The 20,954-nt window shown below is 70.0% G+C and carries 21 protein-coding genes; 1 reads left to right on the top strand and 20 read right to left on the bottom strand.

Annotation, left to right across the window (positions count from 1 at the left end; genetic code table 11):
- Positions 1–288: 288 nt before the first annotated feature.
- The 14 genes from rpsO to rimP all read right to left on the bottom strand — a co-directional run bounded on the left by rpsO (position 289) and on the right by rimP (position 13,226).
- A complete protein-coding gene (gene rpsO / locus B7K20_RS03210; RefSeq protein ID WP_084100285.1) occupies positions 289–558 on the bottom strand; it encodes a 30S ribosomal protein S15 in 270 nt (89 codons plus the stop codon).
- A 138-nt stretch (positions 559–696) separates the two neighbouring features.
- On the bottom strand, positions 697–1,767 hold the full coding sequence (locus tag B7K20_RS03205; protein ID WP_084100282.1) for an alcohol dehydrogenase catalytic domain-containing protein: 1,071 nt from the start codon (positions 1,765–1,767) through the stop codon (positions 697–699).
- A 126-nt stretch (positions 1,768–1,893) separates the two neighbouring features.
- Positions 1,894–2,760: a glutamate ABC transporter substrate-binding protein gene (locus tag B7K20_RS03200; protein WP_234985691.1), complete on the bottom strand. Its 867-nt coding sequence runs from the start codon at positions 2,758–2,760 to the stop codon at positions 1,894–1,896.
- A 124-nt stretch (positions 2,761–2,884) separates the two neighbouring features.
- The gene (locus B7K20_RS03195) at positions 2,885–3,754 is read right to left on the bottom strand and encodes an amino acid ABC transporter permease (RefSeq protein WP_084100277.1); all 870 of its coding nucleotides are present in this window, start codon (positions 3,752–3,754) and stop codon (positions 2,885–2,887) included.
- Entirely contained in the window at positions 3,751–4,404 is a 654-nt protein-coding gene (locus B7K20_RS03190; RefSeq protein WP_084100274.1) for an amino acid ABC transporter permease, read from the bottom strand. Before B7K20_RS03190 ends, B7K20_RS03195 begins: the two co-directional genes overlap by 4 nt.
- Before the next feature lie 74 nt (positions 4,405–4,478).
- Positions 4,479–5,369, bottom strand: a complete 891-nt coding sequence (locus tag B7K20_RS03185; protein WP_084100271.1) for a glutamate ABC transporter substrate-binding protein — start codon at positions 5,367–5,369, stop codon at positions 4,479–4,481.
- A gap of 51 nt (positions 5,370–5,420) precedes the next feature.
- Complete coding sequence (locus B7K20_RS03180; protein WP_084100268.1) at positions 5,421–6,185, bottom strand: amino acid ABC transporter ATP-binding protein; 765 nt, start codon at positions 6,183–6,185, stop codon at positions 5,421–5,423.
- A gap of 40 nt (positions 6,186–6,225) precedes the next feature.
- Positions 6,226–7,197 (bottom strand): bifunctional riboflavin kinase/FAD synthetase, encoded by a 972-nt coding sequence (locus B7K20_RS03175; protein ID WP_084100601.1) that lies wholly within the window; start codon positions 7,195–7,197, stop codon positions 6,226–6,228.
- An 8-nt stretch (positions 7,198–7,205) separates the two neighbouring features.
- A complete protein-coding gene (gene truB / locus B7K20_RS03170) occupies positions 7,206–8,138 on the bottom strand; it encodes a tRNA pseudouridine(55) synthase TruB (RefSeq protein WP_084100265.1) in 933 nt (310 codons plus the stop codon).
- A complete protein-coding gene (rbfA, locus tag B7K20_RS03165; protein WP_084100262.1) occupies positions 8,122–8,559 on the bottom strand; it encodes a 30S ribosome-binding factor RbfA in 438 nt (145 codons plus the stop codon). The genes truB and rbfA overlap by 17 nt, the downstream gene beginning before the upstream one ends.
- Positions 8,559–11,261, bottom strand: coding sequence for a translation initiation factor IF-2 (gene infB / locus B7K20_RS03160; protein ID WP_084100259.1), 2,703 nt, complete (start codon positions 11,259–11,261; stop codon positions 8,559–8,561). Before infB ends, rbfA begins: the two co-directional genes overlap by 1 nt.
- 116 nt (positions 11,262–11,377) lie before the next feature.
- The gene (locus B7K20_RS03155) at positions 11,378–11,668 is read right to left on the bottom strand and encodes a YlxR family protein (RefSeq protein WP_084100256.1); all 291 of its coding nucleotides are present in this window, start codon (positions 11,666–11,668) and stop codon (positions 11,378–11,380) included.
- Between the two features lie 44 nt (positions 11,669–11,712).
- On the bottom strand, positions 11,713–12,729 hold the full coding sequence (nusA, locus tag B7K20_RS03150; RefSeq protein ID WP_084100253.1) for a transcription termination factor NusA: 1,017 nt from the start codon (positions 12,727–12,729) through the stop codon (positions 11,713–11,715).
- A 35-nt stretch (positions 12,730–12,764) separates the two neighbouring features.
- On the bottom strand, positions 12,765–13,226 hold the full coding sequence (gene rimP, locus B7K20_RS03145; protein WP_084100250.1) for a ribosome maturation factor RimP: 462 nt from the start codon (positions 13,224–13,226) through the stop codon (positions 12,765–12,767).
- 90 nt (positions 13,227–13,316) lie between these two features.
- On the opposite strand from rimP, the gene B7K20_RS03140 reads away from it, so the two are divergent.
- The gene (locus B7K20_RS03140) at positions 13,317–14,300 is read left to right on the top strand and encodes a hypothetical protein (RefSeq protein ID WP_144018510.1); all 984 of its coding nucleotides are present in this window, start codon (positions 13,317–13,319) and stop codon (positions 14,298–14,300) included.
- Here the strand turns inward: B7K20_RS03140 and B7K20_RS03135 are convergent.
- The 6 genes from B7K20_RS03135 to ispG form a co-directional block, all read right to left on the bottom strand.
- Positions 14,297–16,099, bottom strand: a complete 1,803-nt coding sequence (locus tag B7K20_RS03135) for a proline--tRNA ligase (protein WP_234985690.1) — start codon at positions 16,097–16,099, stop codon at positions 14,297–14,299. The genes B7K20_RS03140 and B7K20_RS03135 overlap by 4 nt on opposite strands.
- Positions 16,100–16,205: 106 nt before the next feature.
- On the bottom strand, positions 16,206–16,889 hold the full coding sequence (locus B7K20_RS03130) for a hypothetical protein (RefSeq protein WP_084100244.1): 684 nt from the start codon (positions 16,887–16,889) through the stop codon (positions 16,206–16,208).
- A 110-nt stretch (positions 16,890–16,999) separates the two neighbouring features.
- A complete protein-coding gene (locus B7K20_RS03125; RefSeq protein ID WP_084100241.1) occupies positions 17,000–17,692 on the bottom strand; it encodes a response regulator transcription factor in 693 nt (230 codons plus the stop codon).
- Positions 17,689–18,831, bottom strand: coding sequence for a sensor histidine kinase (locus tag B7K20_RS03120; RefSeq protein WP_084100237.1), 1,143 nt, complete (start codon positions 18,829–18,831; stop codon positions 17,689–17,691). The genes B7K20_RS03125 and B7K20_RS03120 overlap by 4 nt, the downstream gene beginning before the upstream one ends.
- A 48-nt stretch (positions 18,832–18,879) precedes the next feature.
- Complete coding sequence (locus B7K20_RS03115) at positions 18,880–19,803, bottom strand: GNAT family N-acetyltransferase (RefSeq protein WP_084100234.1); 924 nt, start codon at positions 19,801–19,803, stop codon at positions 18,880–18,882.
- On the bottom strand, positions 19,800–20,933 hold the full coding sequence (ispG, locus tag B7K20_RS03110) for a flavodoxin-dependent (E)-4-hydroxy-3-methylbut-2-enyl-diphosphate synthase (RefSeq protein ID WP_084100231.1): 1,134 nt from the start codon (positions 20,931–20,933) through the stop codon (positions 19,800–19,802). Before ispG ends, B7K20_RS03115 begins: the two co-directional genes overlap by 4 nt.
- Between the last annotated feature and the right edge of the window lie 21 nt (positions 20,934–20,954).

The raw sequence follows: 20,954 nt of genomic DNA, 5'->3' as shown, positions 1-20,954 counted from the left end.
CAACTGATCGTCAGTCGAAATGCTCAGAACGGCTCCATGCGGGAGGGGTTCTGCCCATCACCACCGAGGATCAGCATCCGGCTGGCCTGCCAGGTTGTGTTGGTGGCTCGGGGATCCGAGCCGTGTTCATCGTATCAGGGACGGCGTCCGTGACACGGGGACGGGCCGATGCCGTGGCGGGGCTTCGTACGAAGCCCCGCCACGGCATCGGCCACAAAAAAGCGAAAAGCCCGGTCACTCGACCTCCGTGAGGAGGGAGCGACCGGGCCGAGCGCGACCGGGCGAGCCTTAGCGGCGCAGGCCCAGGCGCTCAATCAGCGAGCGGTAACGCTCGATGTCGACGCGCTGAAGGTAGTTCAGCAGGTTGCGACGCTTACCGACGAGCAGCAGCAGGCCACGACGCGAGTGGTGGTCGTGCTTGTGCTCCTTAAGGTGCTCGGTAAGGTCGGAGATGCGCTGCGACAGCATCGCGATCTGGACCTCGGGCGAACCGGTGTCACCCTCCGAGGTGGCGTACTCGGTCATGATGGACTTCTTGACGGCTGCGTCCAAAGGCACGGCGCATCTCCTTCTTCGTCTTGTTGCGCGGAGCTCCCGGGCATGTTCTCCGGGGGCACTGGGTTCCGCGGCCGTTTCACGGCGACGATCAAGCATACACGCGCGGACGCCCTCGGCGCGACCTGTATTGCGCGGGCGCTAGGCGCGCGGCGCGATCGCCACCCGCGCGATCTTGCCGCCCGAGTGGGCGACGGCCTCGACCACCCCGTCGAGCCCGCGCGGCTGAGACACAATATCCGCCCACGGGCGCATCGCGTGAGTCGCCGCGAGGAAAGCAACGGCCTGGGCGAGGTGGCGCCCGTCAGGCCTGCCCAGTCCCAGCAGCGACAGGCCATCGCGGCTCAGGCGCTCGAGGTCCACGCTCGCGTCGGGCACCTGCGAGCGGGTGCCCGCCACCACGGCCGTGCCGCCCGGTGCGAGCGAATCGAGCACGCGGGCGAACGTGTCCGCTCCCCCGGCGGCGTCGATGATGACGTCGCAGCCCGGCACGCGGGTGTCGCAGTCGAGCGCGGCATCCGCGCCGAAGCTCAGGGCCCGGCGCCGACGCTTGGCGCGCGGCTCGACCACGGTGGTGGACGCCGCCCCGGCCTCGACCGCCATCGCAAGCGCCCCGAGTCCGACAAGGCCCGCTCCGAGGACGACCACGCGCCTGCCCGCCAGCGCCCCCGCCCGGTCGACGGCCGCCGCGGCGACGGCGAGGGCGCAACCGGCGGGCGAGGCGACGGCGTCGGGCACCCCCGAGGGGACCCCCGCAAGGTGGGCGCCGCGCGGCAAGACGAGATGCGTGCCGAGGCTGCCGGAGAGAATCCAGTCGTGCTGCATGGGCTGGTGGCCCAGCTCGCGCGGCTCGGGACAGTCGTCATACGCGTGTGCCGCGCACGCGGTGCACTGGCCGCAGCCCACATCGCGCCCCCACACCACGCGCATGCCGGGCGCGAGGGACACGCCGTCGACGCCCACCGCCTCGGCTCCCCTGCCGACCGCCGCGACCGTGCCCACGCCCTCATGTCCGAGCACCGTGGGCAGGGACCCCAGGCGGCGCTCGCGCACCGCGTCGCGCACGCAGCCGCATACGGTGGCCAGGCGTACCTCGACGAGCACCTCACCAGGAGCCAAGCGCGGCACGGGTGCCGAGGACACGCTCACCCCCGAGGCGCCCTCCCACAGGGCGACGCGCGCGGTGGTGGCGGGGGCAGCGATCGGGGGCACGGGCGCGACCCTCTCGCGTGACTGGCGCGCACCACAAGGGCGCGCGGCGCGCCGCCGTGCGATGTTCAGCGAAGGTTTACCGTCCCGCTACCCACGGGGCCACGTCCGTTGCGAACAGGTGAACGGCTACTCGCCCGACGCGGCGCGGGCGTAGCGGTCCAGGTGTGGCACCTGCGGCTCTGGCAGCACCGCGCCGGCGGTGTCGTTCCAGGCGGCGAGCCAGCGGCCGTCCTCCATGGCCGCCTCGAGCACGTCGTCGATCCACAGGCGGAAGTCGTCGTCCTCGAGTGCGACGCCGATGCCGTAGGGCTCGGCGGTGAAGGCGCCGCCCACGACACGGAACTGGCCTTGGGCATCGGCCGCATAGCCGGCGAGGATGACGTCATCCGTGGTGACGACGTCCACCTGGCCCGTGCGCAGCGGGTCGATGCAGTCCGAGTAGTCGTCGAAGAGCACCAGGCCAGCATCCGGCGCCATGCGCTTGATGGTGCTCGCCGCGGTCGACCCCTCGACCGAGCACACCTGCTTGTCGTCGAGGTCGAGGGCGGAGGCGATCTCGGCGTCCGAGGTACGCGTCATGAGTGACTGGCCCGCGACGTAGTACGGTCCCGCGAACCCCACGCGCTCCTTGCGCTCATCCGAGATCGTGTAGGTCGCGACCACCATATCCACGCGCCCGCTGGACAAGAGGTCCTCACGGTCGCCGGAGGGGGCCTCGACCCAGGTAATGCCGTCCTCGTCGATGCCGAGTTCATCGGCGACGATCCTGGCCACCTCGACGTCGAAGCCGGCGGGCACGCCGTCCGCCCCCATCTCGCCGAACAGCGGCTGGTCGTACTTGATGCCGACGGCGATCTCGCCCGCCTCGGCGAGCGCGGCCATGGTCGAGCCATCGGGAAGCTCGCCCGGGGTCGCGCAGCCCGACAGGGCCATCGCTCCCGCGGCGGCTGATATGGCCGCGACGAAGCGGCCCGTAGAAGTCCTCAGTGCCATCATCAGTCCCCTCTGGCCCATGAGGGTACACGGCGGTCCCAAAATCGCGAAAGGTTTCGCACGGAGGCCTCAGCTGCCTCACCACACGGCCCCGGCTCCGGCCATGCGGTGATCGAAGGCTCGTCTAGTGCGGTCCCGCCGCTCCCACGGCCTCCGGCTCAGCGGCAGCGACGGGCGAGGTACGGCGTAGGCGTGCCTCGATCGCCGTCGCGAGGCGCGCGACGAGCATGTTCACCGTGATGTAGATCACGGCGGACGCGAACACAATCGGCACTATCGAGGTGTTGCCGAAGAAGTTGTAGAGGTTCTTCGTCACGGTGAGCAACTCGACGTACGCGATGATGAAGCCCAGCGATGTGTCCTTGAGCAACACGACGATCTGGCTGATGAGCGCCGGCATCATGATGCGGACGGCCTGAGGAAGCTGGATGCGCAGCATGGTCGCCAGCGGCGACAGGCCGATGCTCAGCCCCGCTTCCTTCTGACCCTTGGGCAGCGCGGCGATTCCGGCGCGAAGGATCTCGGCGACCACGGCCGTGTTGTAGACCACGAGCCCGAGCACGACGGCCCACAGGGGATCGAGGTTCAGCGCGAGGACACCGAAGTACATGAGGAGGAGCACCGGAATACCGCGGAACACGTGCGTGAATCCGTAGGCCACCCAGCGCACCCCGCGCGTGGGGGCCTGGCGCGCGATGGTGAGCACGAGTGCCAGGACCACGACGACCGGCACGGCGATAGCTACCGCCTTGAGGGTGCCGAGGACGAGCCCGTCCCACAGCAGCCGGCGCCACACATCGAGGCCCGTGAAGCCACGGTCCCCGGCCCACAGCACGTTCCAGCGGTCGTCGAAGATGCCACGCTGCGCGGCGCCATAGACGAGCCCCGCGATGAGCCCGACAAACGCAAGGGTGAAGACCACCGTGTAAACCTTGTCGCGCCGGACTGCCTTGGGCCCGGGGACGTCATACAGGACCTGCTGCTTGTCGCTCATCGCGCCACCGCCACTCGTGCCTCGAGCCTCTCGGCGGTGACGGACAGCGGGACGGTAATGACCAGGTAGCCCAGGCCCACGCCGGCGAAGATTCCGATGACGTCGCCGGGGTTGCCGTTGGACAGGCGGTTCGCGATAGCCACCAGCTCCGTCACGGCGAAGCCCGCGGCGACGGAGGAGTTCTTGATGTGTGCGATGTAGACATTAATCATGGGCGGCAGCACGGAGCGAAACGCCTGCGGTAGCACCACGTGCGAGAGCGTCTGGACAAACGTGAGACCCACGCTGCGCGCGGCCTCCGCCTGCCCCACGCCCACGGAGTTAATGCCCGAGCGGATCGCCTCACAGACAAAGGTCGCGGTGTACAACGTGAGCGCGAGGATCGCCATCGGCTGGCCCAGGGGCACCGTGAGTCCCAGAAGCGACGGCGCCGCGGAGACGAGGAAGACAAACATGAGCGTCAGCGGAGTGTTGCGCACCACATTGACGTACGCGGCACCAAAGGTGCGCAGCGGCCCCACGGGTGAAACGCGAAATGCCGCGAGCAACAGCCCCCAGACAAACGCGAGAATCCCAGAGGCGAGCGACACCCACAGCGTGACGCCGAACGCGCGTGCGAACAGATCAAAGTTGTCGATCAAAGCTGACATGTGTGACTTCCTGTGAAGAGGACGGCGGCCAACCGTGGCGCCCCGGCCGGTCGCGGCCGGGGCACCACAGCGGGCTAGTTCTCGTAGCGGTCGACGGTGGGCAGCTCCGGCTCGGGCAGCACGGTGCCTGCCGTCGCGTTCCACGCCTCCATCCAGCGGCCGTCCTCGAAGGACGCCTCGAGGACGTCGTTGATCCACGAGCGGAAGTCGTCGTCCTCGAGCGCGAGGCCGATGCCGTAGGGCTCCTCGGTGAACGGGTCGCCGGCGATCTTGAACTCGCCGTCCGACTCGTCGACGTAGCCGGCGAGGATGACGTTGTCGGTCGTCACGACGTCCACCTGGCCGTTGCGCAGCGGCTCGAGGCAGTCGGTGTAGGCACCGAAGAGCACCAGGTTCGCGTCGGGGTAGTTCTCCGCGATGTTGGCCGCGGGCGTCGAGCCTTCGACCGAACACACGTTCTTGCCCGCGAGGTCATCGGGGGTGGTGATGTCCTCGTTGTCGGCCATGACCATCATCGCCTGACCGGCGTTGTAATACGGGCCCGCGAACGAGACGACTTCCTTGCGCTCGTCGTTGATCGTGTAGGTGGCGACCACGATGTCGACCTGACCACCCTCGATGTACGGCTCGCGGTTCGCGGACACGGTCTCGACCCACTCGATGCCCGACTCGTCGATGCCAAGCTCGGCGGCGATCATCTTGCCGATCTCGACGTCGAAACCCACAGGAACGCCGTCGGGGCCCACCAGACCAAAGAGGGGCTGGTCGAACTTTGTACCGATGGTGATCGAGCCGGCCTCGGCGAGCGCCGCCATGGTCGAACCCTCCGGGAAGTCGCCCGACTCTGCTGGCGCCTCGCCGCCGGCCGACCCGGTCGCCTCCTCGGCGGGATCATCAGAACTACACGCGCTCAGCGCGATCACCGCGGCCGCGCCCAGCGCGGCCACCTTCGTCTTCGTGAACATCCGTTCCTCCCTTGCTACCCAGCCCCAGGGGTCTCCCGAGGCCCGACGCCGCTAGTGCGTCAAGATCTTTGACAAGAAGTCCTTCGCGCGATCCGATTGCGGGTTCGTGAAGAACTCCTCCGGGGTGGCCTGCTCGACGATGGCGCCGTCGGCCATGAACACCACACGGTTGGCGGCCTTGCGCGCGAAACCCATCTCGTGGGTCACGACGATCATGGTCATGCCGTCCTTGGCAAGGTCGGCCATGACGTCCAGGACCTCGTTGATCATCTCGGGGTCGAGGGCCGAGGTGGGCTCGTCGAAGAGCATCACCTTGGGCTTCATCGCGAGAGACCGCGCGATGGCGACACGCTGCTGCTGTCCGCCGGACAACTGCGCGGGGTACTTGTCGGCCTGGTTAGCGACGCCCACGCGCTCCAGGAGCGTCATCGCCTCGGAGCGTGCCTGGGCCTTCGAGGTGCCGCGCACCTTGATGGGGCCGAGCGTCACGTTCTCGAGGATGGTCTTGTGCGCGAACAGGTTGAACGACTGGAACACCATGCCGACGTCCGCGCGCAGTCGCGCCAGCGGCCTGCCCTCGGCCGGCAGCTCCTCACCGTCGATCGTGATCGTTCCGTCGTCGATGGTCTCGAGGCGATTGATCGAACGGCACAGCGTGGACTTGCCGGAGCCCGACGGGCCGATCACGATGACGACCTCGCCCCGGTTCACCGTGAGGTTGATGTCCTGGAGAACGTGAAGCTCGCCGAAGTGCTTGTTGACCTGCTCAAGGACGACGAGGGGACCACCCTCGACAGCCGCGGGTTGTGCATCCATCACACGACCATAGCCGCACACAACCGCGAATGGCCTGGTTTTAATCGAGTTGTAACACGCCGCGACACCAGGCGACGTCCTCGTCGAGCGCGGCGATCAGAGCCTCGAGCGATCCGAAGTCAAGCATGGGCCGGCGCCACTGGGCCAGATCGAGGGCGACCTCGGCACCGTAGAGATCCAGGCCCGATGAGTCGATGACGAAACCCTCGACGCGCAGTTCCTCGACGCCAACGGTGTAGTTGTAGCCGATGCTGATGGCGGTGGGAAGGCGGTCGGCGACCTGGGTGGCACCCGCGCCGTCGCCGGGCCTCAGCACCGTCAGCCACCCCGCATAGACGCCGTGACGAGGGATCATGCCGCCGCTGACCTCCAGGTTTGCGGTCGGGAAGCCGATGGTGCGGCCCAGCTTGTCGCCGTCGACCACGGTGCCCCGCAGACGGTGCGGACGGCCCAGGACGTCGGCGGCCTCGACGAGCTTGCCGTCGTCGAGAAGCTCGCGCACCCACGTCGACGACCAACGCCGGCCGGATTCCGACAGCGCACACGCGTCGTCGATGACGTGGACGTCAAACCCGTAGCGCACACCGAGCTCGCGCAGGGTGGTCACGTCGCCCGCGTTGCCGCGTCCGAACTTCGTGTCCTGGCCCACCACCACCGATGTGGCATGGAGGCCCTCGACGAGCCATGCGAGCACGAACTCCTCGGGCGTCTGCTGCGCGAAGTCCAGCGTGTACGGCACCACGATGGTGCCGTCCAGGCCGGTCGCGGCCATGAAGTCGAGCTTGTCGTCGAGACCGGTGATGAGCACAGGAGGGTGCTCGGGGTCGTGCACTGTCTTGGGGTGCGGGTCGAAGGTCATCGCCACCGCGCGCTCGCCGCGCGCGCGGGCGTCCGCGACCATCTGCGACAGCACGGCCTGGTGGCCCCGGTGGACACCGTCAAAGTTGCCGATGGTGACGGCCGTGGGGCCCAGATCGCCGGGGACGTCGTCGAGCGAGCGCCAGATCTGCATGGCGCCCATCATGCCCCAGCGGAGGCCGTGCGGAAGACGATCTGCGGCTTGAGCTTGTCGCCCTTGCGCTCGACGATCGCGACGAGGTCGCCGGCGGCATCGAGCGCCGCCAAAGGCCCGTCGTAGGCCAAATCCGTGTCCGCGTCGAGCCACTGACCAAAGCCGAGGGTCGCGACCTCGCGCTCCGTGAGCGCGCGCACGGGCAGGATGTCCGCGGCGGCCGCACCCAGCGGCAGGCGGGGCACCTCTCCCCCGGCGTCCACCATGGCACCCAGCTGGTCGAGCGTCATCGCGTCCTTGACCTCGAGGTCGCCCACGCTGGTGCGCCTGAGGGCCGTCAGATGGCCGCCGACTCCCAGCGCCGCTCCCAGGTCGCGGGCGAGCGCGCGCACGTAGGTGCCCGAGGACACGTCGACGCGCACGTCGAGGTCAATCGTCTCGCCCTCGCGGCGCACCGCGAGGACCTCGAAGTCGTGCACCGTGACCGGGCGCGCGGGAAGCGCGACGTCCTCACCGTCGCGCACGCGCTTGTAGGCACGCTGCCCGTCGATCTTGATGGCGCTGACGGAACTGGGCACCTGCTGAATGTCACCCGTCAACCCCGCCACGGCATCGGCCATCTTGGCGTCGGTGACGCCGCTGGCGTCGGCCGTCGCGGTCACGTCGCCCTCGGCGTCGTCCGTCACCGTGGACTGGCCCAGCCGGATGGTGGCCTCGTAGACCTTGTCGTGGCCCACCACGTAGGTGAGCAGCTTGGTGGCCTTGCCGATACCGATCACGAGCAGGCCCGTGGCCATCGGATCAAGGGTGCCGGCGTGGCCCACCTTGCGGGTGCCCGCGAGCCGGCGCATACGCCCGACGACGTCGTGCGATGTCCAGCCCGCGGGCTTATCCACCAAGACCAGCCCGGGGGCTGGCTCGGCTTTAGGCGTCTTCGCCATCCTCGTCCTTGCGACGGTAGGGGTCCTCGTCGCCCGCGTACGAGGCGTTCTCGCGCAGGCGGCGCAGCTCCTCGTCACGCTGGTGAGCCTCGTGCAACGCCTTGTCGAGCGTCGCCGCCGTCTCGGGGACGGCGTCGAGGTGGAACTCGAGCGACGGGGTGAGCCGGATGCCCAGCTCGCGGCCCACGAGGGTACGCAGGCGTCCCTTCGCCGAGCCGAGGGCGGCGGCCGTGGCCGCACGCTCCTCGTCCCCGCCATACACGGTGTAAAACACGGACGCCTGCTGGAGGTCGCCGGTGACGCGCACATCGGTCACGGTGACGAACCCCAGGCGGGGGTCCTTGATCTCGGTCTCGAGGGCGCGGGCCACCACCTTCTTGATGGTGCCCGCGACCCTCATCGCACGTGCGTTGTCGACCATTAGTCCCTCGGGATCTCGACCATCTCGAACGTCTCGATGATGTCACCGACCTGGATGTCGTTGAACTTGCCCAGGCCGATACCGCACTCGAAGCCCTCGCGGACCTCGGTGGCGTCATCCTTGAAGCGACGCAGGGTGTCGATGGTGGGCTCGCCGATGACGACGCCCTCGCGCACCACACGTGCCTTGGCGTTGCGGACAATCTTGCCGCTGCGCACCAGACATCCGGCGATGTTGCCGAACTTCGACGAGCGGAAGATCTCCTGGATCTCCGCCGCGCCGACCTGCTTCTCCTCGAACTCGGGCTTCAGCATGCCCTTGAGCGACGCCTCGACGTCCTCGATGGCACGGTAGATGACCGAGTAGAAGCGCATGTCGACGCCCTCGCGGTCGGCGAGGTCCTGGACCCGCTCGGCCGGACGGACGTTGAAGCCCAGGATGATCGCGTTGTCGACCGTGGCCAGGTTGACGTCGTTCTGCGTGACGGCACCCACACCGCGGTGGATGATGCGCAGGTCGACCTCGTCGCCCACATCGATCTGGAGCAGCGCGTCCTCGAGTGCCTCGACGGCACCGGACACGTCACCCTTGATGATGAGGTTGAGGGTGTCGATCTTGCCCTCTTCGAGCGCCTTGTTGAGGTCCTCGAGCGAGATGCGCTTGCGGCGCTTGGCGAGCTGAGCGGCACGCTCGGCGGCCTCGCGCTTCTCCGCGATCTGACGGGCGGTGCGGTCGTCCTCGGCCACGAGGAACGTGTCGCCTGCGCCGGGAACCGACGTCAGACCGATCACGAGCACCGGGCGTGCCGGCGTGGCCTCGTCGACGGGGTTGTCGTGCTCGTCGAACATCGCACGCACACGGCCGTGGGCCGTGCCGGCGACGATCGAGTCGCCCACCCGCAGCGTTCCCGAGTTGACCAGCACCGTCGCGACCGCACCGCGGCCCTTGTCCAGGTGCGCCTCGACAGCGACACCGCGGGCGTCCTTGTCGGGGTTGGCACGCAGGTCAAGGCCGGCGTCCGCGGTCAGCAGCACGGCCTGCAGCAGGCCGTCGATGTTGACACCGTCACGGGCCGAGACCTCGACGAACATCGTGTCACCGCCCCACTCCTCCGAGACCAGGTTGTACTCGGTGAGCTGCTGACGGATCTTGTCGGGGTTCGCGCCTTCCTTATCGATCTTGTTGATCGCGACCACGATCGGCACGTTGGCCGCCTGAGCGTGGTTGAGCGCCTCGATCGTCTGGGGCATGACGCCGTCATCGGCCGCGACCACGAGGATCGCGATGTCGGTCACCTGGGCACCACGGGCACGCATGGCGGTGAACGCCTCGTGACCCGGGGTGTCGATGAACGTGATGGCGCGGGTGACGCCGTCGTGCTCGTGGTGAACCTGGTAGGCACCGATGTGCTGGGTAATGCCGCCGGCCTCGCCGGAGATGACGTCGGCCTTGCGGATCGAGTCCAGCAGGCGCGTCTTTCCGTGGTCGACGTGACCCATGACGGTGACGACCGGGGGACGGGGCTGGAGGTCCTCGTCGGTCTCCGCCTCGAGTTCGGCCTCAAGGTCGAGCCCGAAGTCCTCGAGCAGCTCCTTGTCCTCCTCCTCGGGCGAGACGATCTGGATCTTGTAACCCAGCTCGGCACCCAGGGTCTCGAACGTGTCCTCGTCGAGCGACTGCGTGGCCGTGGCCATCTCGCCCAGGTGGAACAGGACGGTCACGAGCGACGCGGGGTTGACGTCAATGCGCTCGGCAAAGTCCGTCAGGGTCGCGCCGCGACGCAGACGAATGAGCGTGCTGCCGTCACCGCGAGGAATGTTGACGCCGCCGATGGCGGGCGCCTGCTGCTGCTCGTACTCGGCCCGCTTGGCGCGCTTCGACTTGCGCGAACGCGCGGGCTTGCCGCCCTGACGACCGAAGGCACCTGCCGTGCCGCCACGACCGCGACCGCCGGGGCCCGGACGACCGCCGGGACCGCCGCCGAAGCCGGGACGCTGAGGACCGCCGGCGCCGGGGGCACCGGGACGTCCGCCACGGCCACCCGCGGGGGCGCCGGGACGGGCCAGACCGGGCGTCGCACGCTGCGGCATCTGGCCGGGCGTGGGGCGGGGGCCACCGCGACCGGGGGCGCCACCGGGGCCACCCTGGCCGCCGGGCGCACCCGGGCGACCGCCGCCGGGACGGGGCCCGGGACGGCTGGTCTGGAAGGGGTTGTTGCCGCCGGGACGCGGGCGCGGACGCGGTCCGGCCGAGCGCTCCGAGAACGGGTTGTTACCGCCCGGACGGGGGCGGGGCTTGGGCATGTCGGCGGGGCTCGGCGCACCGGGCTTGGGGGCCGATGCCTCGGGGGCCTCGGCCGCGGGCTTCGCAGCAGGCTTCGTAGCAGGCTTCGCGGCGGGCTTGGGCGCGGGCGTCTGGGCCTCGGGCTCGGCGGGGGCCGCCTCGGCCGCGGGGGCGGCCTTCGGTCCAGGCTTGGGTCCGGGCTTGGGCGCGGCCTTCTTGGCCGGTGCCTGTGCTGCGGGGGCCGTGGACTCCTTGGAGCCGCCACCGGGGAAGGCCTCGCGGGCCTTGCGGATGACGGGGGCCTCCAGGGTCGACGACGGTCCCTTGACGTATTCGCCGAGCTCGTTGAGCTTGGCAATCAATTCCTTGCTCGGAACTCCGAGCTCCTTCGCGATCTCGTGAACGCGGGGCTTAGCCACAATTCTCCTGTCTCGGTTCGACCGAGGCAGGGTCGAACCACGTTTAAGGGTGGATGCTCATCTCGAGTTACTCATCGGACAGCCATGGGGTTTCATCCCTTGTCTTCAATGGTGGGCTAGAGCACGGTCCCGTTGCGGTCCGGCACCGCGACCGCACTCGGGTCGGCTCCGGGTGAGCGCAGGGCTCGTCCGAAGGCCTTCCTTCGTATCGCAAGTGCCAGGCAGTCCGGGTGAGGGTGCAGCCACGCTCCCCTGCCCGGCCTGGTGGCGGCCTCATCGACGATCACGCGATCGCCGTCAAGGACCAGCCGCATCAGGGCCGACCGAGCGTCCTTGTCGCGGCATCCAATACACGTGCGCACTGGCTCGGATGAGCCTGGCACGGGCACCGCGACGTCGGCGGACATGTCTTCTCGGCCTTGACAGTCTAGCGCGCCCGGCGAGCGCGCCGTCACTCCCCTGCGGCGCGGCGCGCGGCGGGGGTGTCGGGGGCCTCGTCGGAACGGATGTCGATACGCCACCCGGTGAGGCGGGCGGCGAGGCGGGCGTTCTGGCCCTCCTTGCCGATCGCGAGCGACAGATGGAAGTCGGGCACCACCACACGCGCGGCGCGCGCCTCCTCGTCGACGACCTCGACCGAGACCACGCGCGAGGGGCTGAGGGCGTTGCCGACAAACGTGGCGGGGTCCTCGTCCCAGTCCACGATGTCGATCTTCTCGCCGCGCAGTTCGCTCATCACCGCACGCACACGCGAGCCCATGGGGCCGATGCACGCGCCCTTGGGATTCACGCCGGGAACGGTCGCACGCACGGCCATCTTGGTGCGGTGGCCGGCCTCGCGGGCAAGCGACATGATCTCGACGGTGCCGTCGGCGATCTCCGGCACCTCCATCTCGAACAGTCGACGCACCAGATTGGGGTGCGTGCGCGACAGCGTGATCGACGGGCCCTTGCTGCCGCGCGACACGTCGAGGACGTAGCCGCGGATGCGCTCGCCGTGCGGGTAGGTCTCGGTGGGCACCTGCTCGTGCTGGGGCAGCACGGCCTCGACGTCGCCGATGTCGACGTGCACGGCGCGCGGGTCTGCCGCCTGCTGGATGATGCCGGACACGAGGTGGCCGGCCTTGTCGGCGTAGGTGCCGAGCACCGCGTCGTCGCCCACCTGGCGCATGCGCTGCATGATGATCTGGCGCGCCGTCGCGGTCGCGATGCGACCAAAGTCGTCGGGGGTGTCGTCGAACTCGGGCTGTCGCACCACCACGCCGTCCTCATCGGGCTCGGCGTCCTCGCGGGCGAAGATCGCGACGCGGCCGGTCACGCGGTCCACGTGGGCGCGAGCATCCCGATAGGCGCCGGGGGTCTTGTGATACGCGGACAGCAGGGCCTGCTCGATCGCGTCGACGAGCACGTCGAGGGAGATCTCCTTCTCCCGTTCGAGGCCCTTGAGGGCCAGCATGTCGATATCCATGTCTTCTCCTACTGCTCGTCTTGCGGTCGTGCGGTCTAGTCCAGGCGCTTCAGCTCGACGACGATCTGTCCTCGCGTCACGTCACCCAGGGCGACCTCGCGGCGCTCGCCGTCGACGTCGAGCACGAGGGTGTCCCCGTCGACGTCCGTGAGGCGGCCCGTGAGGGAGCCGTCGGCGAGCACCAGCTCGACCAGGCGCGTGCGGGCGCGCAGGAAGTGGCGGCGCTCGGTGAGGGGGCGGTCCGTGCCGGGGGTCGAGACCTCGAGAACGTAAGGGGTCGACGGCACGTCGGCCTCGTCGAGGGCGGCGCCGATGGCGCGCGAGGCCTCCGCCACGCGGTCCAGATCGGCCGAGCCCACCTCGGTCTCGGGGAGATCGACCGTCACGGTGACACGCGAACGCTTGCCGGCGGGCGACACCGTCACGGTGTCGAGCACGAGACCAGCGGTCTCAGCTGCCGGCCCTGCGAGGTCGGCAATCCTGTCAGAGATGTCCATGGCATCGCCTCCCCACGCGTGCGACACGCGTTCCGTTGCTGAAGTTCGGTCGGAGACATCTTACCCGTGTCGCGTGGAATGATGGCGGCCATGATCGCGACCCGTGCCGCCGCCTGGACCGGCGCCGCGGCCCTCGCCACCGCGTCGCTCGCCGGCTGCTCGTGGCGCCTCGAGACCCCCGAGCCCACGTGGCCCTCCCCCGACGCCGTCACGCTCACGCGCGACGCGGCGGCCGAACGCGAACAGTCCGTCATCGATGCGCTCGCTTCTCCCGACGGCACGGCCTCCGACGAGGTGCTCGTCGCCTACGAGGGCGCGGCCGCGCCCGAGCGCCTGGACGCGCTCGGCGGCGTCTACGTCGCCTACCCCGACGCCACGCCGTCGGCCTCGCCGTCTCCCGCCGCCGTGCCGGCACCGGCCGATGCCGTTGTCGCCGCCCGCGACGGCGCGATCGCCGACGCGATGGAGACGACCGACGAGGACCTCGCGCTGCTGCTCGCCTCCACCGCGCTGTCGCACGACCTCATGGGCTGGTATGCCGGGTGGGCCGAGAAGGCGTTCACCGACCCGGAGACTCCGGTCGTGGTGGAACGCATGTTCAGCTCGGCCACCACCAATACCGTCGCGCCCGTCCCGGACGCCACCTCGCTCGACGCCGAGGCCATCGCCACGCTTGTCGAGGAACACGACCGCGCCCGCTATCTCTACGAGGTCCTGGCCGCGAAGGCCGCCGACGAGGAGCGAGAGCAGTGGCTGGCCAGGCGTGACCTCCAGGCCGCGCGCGCCGATGCCCTCGCGGCCCTGCCCGGCGTCGAGGACAGGCGCGCGGCGGTGTACGTGGTCGACAACGCGGGGCTCGAGGATTCCGCCGGTCGGATCGCCGCGGCGCAGGCGGCCGAGACCACGCTGGGCGACCGGTACGCGGCGATGCTCGGCGAGGCGGAACAGGTCGAATGGCCGTGGATCCTCTCGGCGGCGTTCGACGCCTACGCGCAGGCTGCGGCCTACGCCGACCCGAGCACCCACGACGCGGTGATCCCGGCGCTGCCGGGGATCACCGCGGACGAGGGTTAAGCGCCCAGAGCCTCGGCGACGCGGCGCGAAATCTCAGCCACGGCATCGGCCACCGGCACATTCTCGCTGGTACCGGTCGTACGAGTCTTGAGCTCGACCTCGCCGTCCGCGAGGCCACGGCCGACGACCAGGATGTAGGGGGCGCCCAGCAACTCTGCGTCCTTGAACTTCACGCCGGGCGAGACCTTGGGCCGGTCGTCGTAGAGGACCTCGACGCCGGCCGCGTCGAGCCCGTCGGCGAGCTGCTGCGCCGCGTCGAACACCGACTGGTCCTTGCCCGTCGCGACCACCTGGACGTGGAACGGGGCGACCTGGATGGGCCACACGAGGCCGAGCTCGTCGTGGTTGTTCTCCGCGAGCAGCGCGACGGCGCGCGTGACGCCGATGCCGTACGAGCCCATCGTGACGACCTGCTGCTTGCCGTTGACGTCGAGCACCTTGAGGTCGAGCGCCTCGGCGTACTTGCGGCCCAACTGGAAGATGTGGCCGATCTCGACGCCGCGCGCCAGCTCGAGGGGGCCCGAGCCGTCGGGGGCCGGGTCGCCCGCGCGCACGTCCGCGGCCTCGATCACGCCGTCGCCCACGAAGTCGCGCCCGGCCACGAGGTCGAACACGTGCTTGCCGTGGACGTTGGCTCCGGTGATCCAGCGCGTGCCGGGCACCACACGCGGGTCCAGCAGATACGGAATCGCGGTGTCATCCTCGGCGTCGAGCTCCACTCCCTCGGGCCGGGCCTGCGGGCCCAGCGCGCCGGGGCCGATGTAGCCCTTGACGAGCTCGGGATGGGCCTTGAGGTCGTCCTCGTTGGCCGCCTCGACGGTGGCGGGCGCAAGCGCCGCCTCCAGGCGCGTGAGGTCGACGTCGCGGTCGCCGGGCACGCCGACCACGAGCAGGCCGCGCTCGCCGGCGGGGTTGGTCGCCGCAAGGACGACGTTCTTGAGGGTGTCCGCGGCCGTCCAGGGGCGGTCCTCGCGCGGATGCGCGGCGTTGGCCGCGGCGACGAGGGTCTCGATGGTCGGGGTGTCGGGGGTGTCCTCGACGTGCGCCGCGGGCGCATCCGCCCAGTCGATCGCCTCGGGCACCGGCGTCGTGACGGCCTCGACGTTTGCGGAGTAGCCGCCGGGCGAGCGTACGAAGGTGTCCTCGCCCACCTCGGTGGGCGACAGGAACTCCTCCGACTTGGAGCCACCCATCGCGCCCGACTGCGCCTGCACGATGACGTACTCGAGGCCCAGGCGCTCGAAGATGCGGATGTAGGCGGCGCGCTGCGCGGCGTAGGAGGCGTCGAGGCCCTCGTCGTCGATGTCGAACGAGTACGAGTCCTTCATGATGAATTCACGCCCGCGCAGCAGTCCGGCGCGCGGACGCGCCTCGTCACGGTACTTGGTCTGGATTTGGTAGATGGTGAGAGGCAGGTCCTTGTACGACGAGTACAGGTCCTTGACGAGCAGCGTGAACATCTCCTCGTGCGTGGGCGCGAGGAGGTAGTCGCCCTGCTTGCGGTCCTTCAGGCGGAACAGGTTGGGGCCGTACTCATCCCAGCGTCCCGTGGCCTCGTAGGGCTCGCGCGGCAAGAGCGCCGGGAAGTGGACCTCTTGGCCGCCCGCGGCGTCCATCTCCTCGCGCACGATCTTCTCGACCTTGGCGAGGACCTTGAGGCCGAGCGGCAGCCAGGTGTAGATGCCGGGCGCGGCGCGGCGGATGTAGCCGGCGCGGACCAGCAGCTGGTGCGACGCAACCTCGGCGTCGGAGGGGTTCTCGCGCAGCGTGCGCAGGAAGAGCGTGGACATGCGAAGCATGGGGTCAAGACTACTGGCGGCGGCCGGCGCCTTCGTGCCCCGAGACTCACCGCGCGAGCACGACGCCGCCCGCCGGGTCTCCGACGGGCGGCGCGCGGCGGCGAGGCTAGGCGCTCGCCTCGTGCCGGGTGGCCCGCTCCAGCGCCACACCGACGATCGCGAGACCGGCGGTCGCGGCCACCGTGCCGGGCCAGGTCGCGCCGGAGAGCATGAACGCAAGGAACGCGGCGAGGGCGGCGGTCGGGGCCCACCACCGGGCGCGACCGGCGCGCCACAGCGCCACCATCGCGAGCGGGAGCGCGAGGAACAGGCCCAGCATCGCGGGGATCTGAAGCAGGGGGAACGCCCATGCCTGCTCCGTCACGAGCGTGAAGACCTCGTCGATCGCCTCGGGCCCGTAGAGCTGGCCGATCGCGGACTGGATCCAGTCGACCATGAGCATGCCGGGCATGGTGGCGAGGGCGAACAGCCCGAGCACCGCGGCGATGTTGGCGATGGCGCGACCACGGCCGGTCACGCTCCTTGCCAGCAGCAGCGCCGGCAGCACCCATAGCGCGTAGCCCCAGTGGAACGCGAAGGACTTGATCTGCAGGGCGGCCATGCCGTCGGTGTACGCCTCGTTGAGTTCGGGGCCGGTGACGCCCGGCGCGGGGTCGGCGAGGGTGGCGATGGTGCACAGCACGCCGGCAGCGACGGGCATGGCGATCAGCGCCCAGCGGCGCATCCGCACCGCGAGCGGCGCGGGTGAGGCCGCGACGAGGTCGCGTGGCTGGGTGGTGGACGTGGACATGTGGTGTTTCCCTTCGAGTGGAGCGGACACCACCAGCGTCGCGACTGCGCGCGTCGAAGGGATCGCCCGAGCGCCTGAAATTCGCCTCGCCCTCGGGATGGAGACGGCCCTCAGCCCTGGGGAGGAAACGCTCCCTCTCCGGGGGCGACGACGCCGTGCTCGTACGCGTAGATCACGGCGTGGACGCGATCCTTGAGGCCCAGCTTGGCGAGCAGATTCGACACGTGCGTCTTGACGGTGGCCTCCGACACCACCAGCGCGGCGGCGATCTGGGCGTTGGACAGGCCGGTGGACACCAGCTGCAGCACCTCGAGTTCGCGCGCGGTCAGGCGCTCGAGCTCCCTTCCCGCCGCGGGACGGGGCAGTGCGGCACGTGTCACGAAGGCGTCGATGACGCGAGCGGTGATCCGCGGCGCGAGTAGCGCCTCACCCGCCGCGACCACGCGAATTGCCGCGGAGAGCTCCTCTGCCGGGGCGTCTTTCAGCATGAACCCCGAGGCCCCCGCCTGGAGCGCGGCAAAGACGTACTCGTCGAGATCGAAGGTGGTGAGCACCAGCACACGCGTGCGCCCTCCGTGTTCGATGATCCGCCGCGTCGCCTCGATGCCGTCGAGCACGGGCATCCGGATGTCCATCAGCACCACGTCGGGGCGTTCGCGCCGCACGGCCGCGATGGCGGCCTCGCCGTCGCCAGCCTCACCCACCACCTCGATGCCCGGCTCTGCGCTGAGGAGAGAGCCGAGCCCCGCCCGCACCATCCCCTGGTCGTCCGCGATCACCACGCGGACCGTCTGCTCGCTCATGCCGCCTCCTCGACCGGGAAGGTCGCGCTTACCGTGACACCGCCGCCGGGGCGGTCGCCGATCTGGAGCGTCCCGTCATACAAAGCCACGCGCTCGCGCATTCCGACCAGCCCGTGGCCGCCGGCGCTCGCCGTGTCTCCAAGCCCCCTGCCGTCATCGCTCACGGTCACGGTGACGCGCCCACCGTCCCACCTCACCTCGACGTCGATGCGGCTCGCGTGGGCGTGCCTGGTCGCGTTGGTCAGGGCCTCCTGCGCGACGCGGAACACCGCGAGGTCCATGCCAGGGGACAACGCCACGGGCTGCCCGGCCACGGTGAGGGTGACGGGTGTCCCGGGGCTGCCGAGGCGCGCGATCAGGCGCGGCAGCTCGTCCAGCCCCGGCTGTGGGGCGAGGTCGCCCCCGCCGCCGCCGCGCAAGACTCCTAGCAGGCGCCTCATCTCCCCCATCGCCTCGCGCGTGACCGCCTCTGCGGCGCTCAGATCCCTCGCCTCGTCACGGTTGTCCTCGCCCAGCCGGCGCCGGACGGCCTGAAGCTGAATCGTGACGACCGTGAGCGAGTGCGCCACCACGTCGTGGAGCTCTCGCGCGATGCGGGCACGCTCATCCGCGACCGCATCGGCCTCTCGCTGTGCCTGCTCACGCTGGACACGGTCGGCGTGCGCGATCGCGGTGGCCGCGCGCTCAGCCCTCACCGCCGTCGCCAGGCCCACCATCCATGGGCCGACGATGAAGACCACCGATGCGGCAAGATCGGAAAACTCGAACTCGGGGCGGGCGACGGCCGCGCCCACGAAGGGCACCACGAGCAGCGCGAGCCCCGCGTAACGCCGGGGCGACGGCGACTCGAAGCCCACGGTGTAGGACGCGGTCACGAGCGCGAGAACGGTGGAAAACCGGCCCTCGGGGTTCGACAGCAGATCGGCCCCGACCAGGATCGCGGCGACGAGGATCGGGGCTCGTCGCCGCCATGCGAGGGCGCCGACACCGACGAGCGCAATCCCCAGCCGCCACGCGCTCCTGTCGTCGTGCGCGGAGAGCGCCTCTGCGACCGTGAGCGCGACAAAGCACGCGGCGATCGCGATGTCGATGGCCGGTGGCCGCAGCGGCCCGCCCGTGGGCTGCGCAAGGGCGCTCACGGGGGAAAACTAGCCCACCAGGGGGCCCGCGCGATAGCCCTGGAGGCCCTAGAACATCACGGTCGCGAACGCCCCGACCTCGTGGAAGCCCACGGCGCGGTACGCGGCGAGGGCGGCGTCGTTGAAGTCATTGACATACAGCGACACGGTAGGCGCCGTGTGGGCACGCACCTGGTCAATCACCTCGACCAGCCCAGCGCGCGCCAGTCCGCGTCCGCGCAGTGCCGGATGGACCCACACTCCCTGGAGCTGAGCGACGTCTCCCCCGAGCGCGCCCACCTCGGCCTTGAACACCACCTGGCGCACGCCGTCGACGACGCCCATCTGTAGGTACGCCCGGCCCGCGCGGATGAGGAAGCGCAGCCGGTCCTCGTAGGCGGCGCGACCGTGGCGCATGGGGTCGTAGCCCACCTCGCCAATAAACATGTGCACGCATGCGGGCAGCAGCATGTCGTAGTCGTCCGGCTCGGCGAGACGCACGGGCTCGAGGCGCATGCCGGCCCCGTCGAGCGGCGCGATCCCGGCGGCGGGCCCATCGATCCGCATCGACACCTGATGCTCGCGCACCTCGCGCGCGGGACCCCACCACGGCTCCACGCGCCCCCACAGGTCGAGCATCAGCGAGGCCTCGCCCACCAACGCGGCTGGCCGGCTCAGCCGACCCACCAACGCGGCCGCGAGGTCCGCACGCAGGTCGTCCTGGGACTCCTCGTCGCCCCACGGACCCAGGGTGATGGTGAGGTTGGCGCCCGCCCACACGAGGCCCGCGATCTCTCTCGACAGCCCCACGCGCCTGCGCACCACCCACAGCCCGCCGGGCACCACGCCGGAGCGCAGGGCCGCGTCGAGGTGCATGCGGGGCACCACGTGGGCCACGGGATCCGCGGCGCACAGTTGCGCGAGGGCGGTGAGGTCGCGTCGCTGCGCCGGCGTCAGCGTGTGCTGAGCGCGCCGGAGCAGCGAATCGGTCATGAGGTGGCGACCACCTCAGGCGAGGCGCCCTCGACGGGCTCCATCGACTCGGCGATGCGCATCGCCTCCTCGATCAGGGTCTCGACGATCTGCGACTCGGGCACGGTCTTGATGACTTCACCCTTGACGAAGATCTGACCCTTGCCGTTGCCGGAGGCGACGCCCAGGTCGGCCTCGCGGGCCTCGCCGGGGCCGTTGACGACGCAGCCCATGACGGCCACGCGCAGCGGCACCTCCATGCCCTCGAGGCCGGCGGTGACCTTCTCCGCGAGCTCGTACACGTCCACCTGGGCGCGTCCGCAGGAGGGGCACGAGACGATCTCGAGCTTGCGCTCACGCAGGTTGAGCGACTGCAGGATCTGCAGGCCCACCTTGACCTCCTCGACGGGAGGCGCGGACAGCGACACGCGAATGGTGTCGCCGATGCCCTGGCTGAGCAGCGCACCGAAGGCCGTCGCTGACTTGATGGTGCCCTGGAACGCGGGCCCTGCCTCGGTGACGCCGAGGTGCAGCGGCCAGTCGCCACGCTCGCTCAGCTGCTTGTAGGCCTCGACCATGACGACGGGGTCGTTGTGCTTGACCGAGATCTTGAAGTCGTGGAAGTCGTGCTCCTCGAACAGGCTCGCCTCCCACACGGCGGACTCCACGAGCGCCTCTGGCGTCGCCTTGCCGTACTTCTGCAGCAGGCGCGGGTCGAGCGAGCCGGCGTTGACGCCGATGCGTAGCGACGTGCCGTGGTCCTTCGCCGCCTGGGCAATCTCCTTGACCTGGTCGTCGAACTTGCGGATGTTGCCGGGGTTCACGCGCACGGCGGCGCACCCGGCCTCGATGGCAGCGAACACGTACTTGGGCTGGAAGTGGATGTCGGCGATCACGGGGATCTGCGACTTCTTGGCGATCGCGGGCAGCGCGTCGGCGTCGTCCTGCGTGGGACAGGCCACGCGCACGATGTCGCAGCCGGCAGCAGTGAGCTCCGCGATCTGCTGCAGCGTCGCATTGATGTCGTGGGTCTTGGTGGTCGTCATCGACTGCACCGAGACGGGCGCGTCTCCGCCAACGTAGGTGGTGCCGACCTTGATCTTGCGGGTCTTACGCCGCGGAGCGAGGACGGGGGCGGGCATGGCGGGCATTCCGAGTCCGATAGTGGTCAC

Origin of the sequence: Demequina sp. NBRC 110051, from assembly GCF_002090055.1 — a bacterium.
In the GTDB taxonomy this organism is placed as follows: Bacteria; Actinomycetota; Actinomycetes; order Actinomycetales; family Demequinaceae; genus Demequina.
Note: the sequence above shows the minus strand (reverse complement) of the source record. Positions and strands in the feature narration are given on the sequence as shown.